General features: G+C 38.9%; 3 protein-coding genes and 2 pseudogenes. All 5 read right to left on the reverse strand.

What is annotated here, in order from left to right:
* Positions 1-382: pseudogene (locus tag ACKTT2_RS00560) on the reverse strand (serine/threonine-protein kinase PknK); the annotation flags it as partial.
* A 437-nt stretch (positions 383-819) separates the two neighbouring features.
* Positions 820-1,134 carry a hypothetical protein gene (locus ACKTT2_RS00565; RefSeq protein WP_407882910.1) on the reverse strand — a complete coding sequence of 105 codons (315 nt, stop codon included), beginning with the start codon at positions 1,132-1,134 and terminating at the stop codon, positions 820-822.
* Between the two features lie 220 nt (positions 1,135-1,354).
* A pseudogene (locus ACKTT2_RS52280) lies at positions 1,355-1,909 on the reverse strand (IS982 family transposase); the annotation flags it as partial.
* 205 nt (positions 1,910-2,114) lie between these two features.
* A complete protein-coding gene (locus ACKTT2_RS00580) occupies positions 2,115-2,306 on the reverse strand; it encodes a papain fold toxin domain-containing protein (protein ID WP_407882915.1) in 192 nt (63 codons plus the stop codon).
* Between the two features lie 149 nt (positions 2,307-2,455).
* Positions 2,456-4,651, reverse strand: coding sequence for a pentapeptide repeat-containing protein (locus ACKTT2_RS00585; protein ID WP_407882917.1), 2,196 nt, complete (start codon positions 4,649-4,651; stop codon positions 2,456-2,458).
* Positions 4,652-4,754 lie beyond the last annotated feature (103 nt).

Consider the following 4,754-nt stretch of genomic DNA (forward strand, 5'->3'; position numbering starts at 1 on the left):
CTCCAGCAGCATGAATTCTGCCCAAAATCTCTGTGATATCGATTGCTAATCGTAAGAAATTGGATAAAGGTATAGGACAAAATTTTGGTTGCTTGTGCATCCATCTTTCGATAGATTCTCCACCGAAATCTTCCAAGAGAATAACCAGCGTGCGCTGATAGTCTTGCTGACTATATACTTTGATGACTCCTTCCTCTTTGAGGGAACGGGTAATTTCATATTCCTGCCTATAGCGAATGAGTTCTTCAGGAGAGGGATAATCTTGCTTAAGTAGTTTGACGATGATTGCCCGACCATCCTGCACCCTGATACCCCGGTACACAACAGATGTTGAACTTGAATAGATTTTGCAATGGAAGGCGATCCCAGCTAGAGCAATCATTGAATTCTCTCCCGATCGGTACCATGGGTTGTGTTGCTTTAACTGCGGTCTGACAAGCCATTGACTTGACTAAAACTCGCTTTAAGCAACCACTCCAAAAATTTGAGTTCCGAATTCTGCGGCCGCGTTAAAATATTCCCTTTAGTATAGTAACGCCTTTAACTTGCCCTTTGCAAATTATGTACATGGCTGATAATTTAAAGAATTGTTCGACGGGCAGTGTTGAACGAAGCAAACCGAATTCCAGGTTTTGTTAACCATTTGCTCAATCGATACTACGCTCCTTTGCAATCGCTCTGCGGTCGTGACCTGTAATTGTTAATTTGCTCACTTCCCACAGTCATACCATGAGACAGGTTTGACTTTCATAGGGTTGATATCAAGCCAGAGCCAACATCAGAATCAGGGCTAAAAATAGTTGTTATAGCAACTTTTGGTCAAAAAGTAGAACAAACCTGCAATTGAGCTAGTGGCACTGGATAAGCACAAATATCTAGCATTGCTTCCTGTCCTTGAATACTCGTAATTGAAAACGGCTGCCAGTTTGTAAGATGGGCAGGACAATTCATCCAGTAAACTTTGTTTCCTACTTGTGGTGTGAGTGCTAATTGTTCTAAGTGTTGGTTTTTCAGTTGGTGAATACGGCACTTTTCTTCAGGATTTAACATTTCCCAAGCAGCGCTTTTTAATTCATGAGGGCAGTTTTGTGTAATGTGAACAACTTCTGACCAAGTAGCAGCTTGTTTTACCATTTGAGCTATTTGGCTGGAAATCAGTGGCTTTTCTTTTACTGGTAAGGATGCGGCAAATATTTCAACTGGACCTGAGTTCGACGTAAAAAAAAACTGAAAATTAGACAGAGTAAACTTTATACACCAAAAATGAAATAATCACACAATCAGAATTGAGCGCTCGCGCTTGTAGAAATGGAGGTTTTTTGAAATTATTTAGATAATAGTAAGTGCCAAAGGTTCAAGAGGGAAGAGATGTTCTTCTTGTAGTAAATTCAACTATAGCTGTTGTTAAATTTAATGAAGGTTTTTTATCTTGGTATGTATAGGCGATTAACCCCTTCGGGTTCGCCAGTCCCCTACGGCGGGAAACCCGCCTGCAGGGCTGGACTCACCAGCAATAACGTTAACCATAAAATTCCCAACGCAGCGGTGACGTGTATGTTGGATTTGAGATATATTTTTTAATTGGTCGTTAACTGTTTCTATTAGGGAACGTTTTCTTAAGAAGATTTTGTCAATTATAGGTATTAAACGATTTTTCATATTTTTCTTAAGAGTTGTAATAAGCTGAAGATTTTGTTGTCAGAGAAGTTCAAATAATTTTTGAGAAATATATCCTCGGTCACCAAATAATTTGCCAAACAAATTTTGCGTCATTTCTGGTACGGGTTTGCGGTCATCAACATTGGCGCTTTGTAATCCTAAAAGTTAGGAGTTCTCCCAATTCGTTAATAATCAAATGTAATTTAAAACCAAAGTACCATCCCACAGAACTTTTACCCCAATTAGCTAATACGAGCAAAAACCTTCGATCCTGTTTGAACGCTTTTTTACTACTCATAAGCAGAATGAATTCATCACAAATTCATTTTACTTTTTTGAGTACCCAAAATATATGATTTTTTCCGCTCATTTTCAATAAGCAAAGCTTATTGAAGTTAAAACTCATAGGTATGTGTTGCTACAATCTTTATTCGGCTTGGGTTTCAGACTTTTTCTTACGCCGAACTCAGGTTAATTATATAATCCTCTCCTTGTCGGGTTTCAATTTTAATAATTTTTCCAGAAATATTATTTTCTCTTAACCACTGCATTACAGCAGTAGCGCATTCGTCACATTTATACAGGTCAAAACTTGCTACTATTTTACCAATTTCCTCGTAAATTTCCTCATTGGATAACTGGCTCACTCACGTACCTCAACATCTAATTTTAGCTTATTCAAAAATTACGGAGTTTAAAGCTGTCAATTCTACTTATTTATAGTACAGTCGATTCTACTATGATGTATTTGCCTTGGCGCTAACATTACGATTAGAAACAGCTTAGATAACAAACCTTACTTTAGATAAATCAGTAAGTTCAATCCAGGAATAGTGCGGGAAAGAGTCCAAAAAACAAGAGTGATGTAAAGTATACCAAGCACCCATTGATACCATGCCAATGTCGTAATGATGCCAGGGAGGTGTTCGTCTCTCAAACGAATGTCATTAAATCCTAACCTCAATAAGTTGTTCAGGCTGAAGTCATAGTAATTGAGCCAGTTCCATTTGCGATCGCATAAAATTGGTAAATAACGCTCGCGAAACATTTGATACCTTGGAATCACTGGCAAACGTCCAATCAGCAAGCGTAGCTGTCTTAAAGTTCCTTCTTCTGTAAAGTAGGAAACGTCTAAGAGATCGTGATAGCGTCCTTGTTGGTAAAGTCGTAACAGCAAGACTCCAGGAACAGGAATAAGAATCGCAAACAGACACCCCAATGTCAACCAAGGTTGTTCTGATGAACGAAAGATAGCTAGTAATCCCAGTATGACTAACAAGCTAAAACTAACGAACATACAAGATGTTTCGTAAGCTGTGGGTAAAATCGGTCTTGGACCAGTACGACGAACGCTATCAACCAGCCAAAATAATAAACCAAAGTATGCGATCGCGATCGTTCCTACACCAATAACTAAGCAAAAATTCGTACCATACCCAGATAGCAACAGTAATAAACTCAACGCCAACCAATTCCACGCTAATAGCAACCTATTCCCCACGGAAAGAGAATTACCAATCGCAATGCGAGAGATAACTCTAGCGTAAGTATCAAAGTCAATATCAGCCAAAGTCAGCAATTCACTCTTATTGCGGAACGGCTTTACTTGTCGGCGACGAACGATCGCATCTGCTTGAACGGGAGAAAACCCCAAACGAATCAAACGTTTTTGAGAAGCACTATTGATATTTGTACCAAACAAATCGTAGGTTAACTCTTGTAGCCGCAACTCCTGCTTTGTATATTCCAACTGATTAGCATCAGCAATTTGCTGTAACTGACGAAAATTTTGCCCCAAATTACGCAAAACGCTTTGATTGCCTTGCAAACCATTTACCACCATGTTTTTGCCAATTTGACCGGGATTTCCTAAAATTTTAGCTTGATTGGAATTAAAAAGAAGACCAGATACATTTAAATAGGCTTCTGGAGAAAATCCCGCATCGCTAAAGTCTGCTTGGTTAAGGATGCTTGCACCTTGGAGGTTGACAGGTTGATTAAATTGTGCTTCTCGAAAGGCAACAGATTGCTCAAAAGTTGCCTCTGATAAAAAAAGGAAACAATGAAAAATATCTTTTGTAAACTGTGCTTGTTCAAAAAAATGCACGCTTAAAAAATCAGCATTACCTAACCACTGCACGCGACTGAATTTTGCTGTATGCTTAAAATTGGCTTCAGTAAAATTAGCCGTATCTTCAAAAGTACTGTCTTGAAAGTTTGCATTTTCTTGAAATACACTTTGCTTAAAACTCAGCTTATCAAAAAAGAAACTACTTTGAAAGTAACTCTCTTTCCGAAAATTGGTATTAGCAAAGCTAGCAGCACGACTGAATCTTGTTTCTACCCAATAAACTGGTTGCGTGAAAAAAGCACTTTGGGCATTGACGGGTTGAAGAAAAAACGTATTGGCAAATCGAACGATTCCATTAAAGCGGGTTTCAACGAGAGTTAGCGAACCACGAAAAACACTAATTGCAGTCGATATCGTTGACTGATTTCCCAATAGAAATTTACAATCTTTAGAACTCGGTAATTCCACAGCAAGCGATCGCAAACAAGCTGCTCGCAAATGTTCTAATTGTTCTTGTTCGGATACTGTAAAAATAGGAGCAATAGCGCGAGCATATAGAGGTGTTTGCAAACCTAAATCGCTACCAATAAAGTCTCCTTGAATGACAGAATAACTTAAATCCAATCCCAAAGGTTTTGAGCCAGCTTTTTGCAATTCTTTCCGCAAAGTTTGATAAAAAGTATCTCGAAAACTTGCATTCTCCGGTCGTAAATCTATGACCATTTCCCGTAAATCTACTGTGAGATTACCTTCACGAACAGTAGGAGTACGCAATCGTTCTTGTAATAGTTCCAGAGTTAAGGGAATGCGTTCTGGTTGTGCGGGTAAACCCCATGCTGGTAAAGGGGATAAAAATAAGGCTATGGTGCAGATAACAGCAAAAAATAAATTTTCCCATCTTGTAGGAGTCCCCTTATTCATAGTGGCGGGCAAGATGCCCGCACCACTGTTGTGAAATGAGCATCCTGTGTTGTGAAATGAGCATCCTGTGTTGTGAAATGAGCATCCTGTGTTGTGAAATGAG

Source organism: Scytonema hankhaensis NUACC26, assembly GCF_045865695.1.
In the GTDB taxonomy this organism is placed as follows: Bacteria; Cyanobacteriota; Cyanobacteriia; order Cyanobacteriales; family Nostocaceae; genus Scytonema.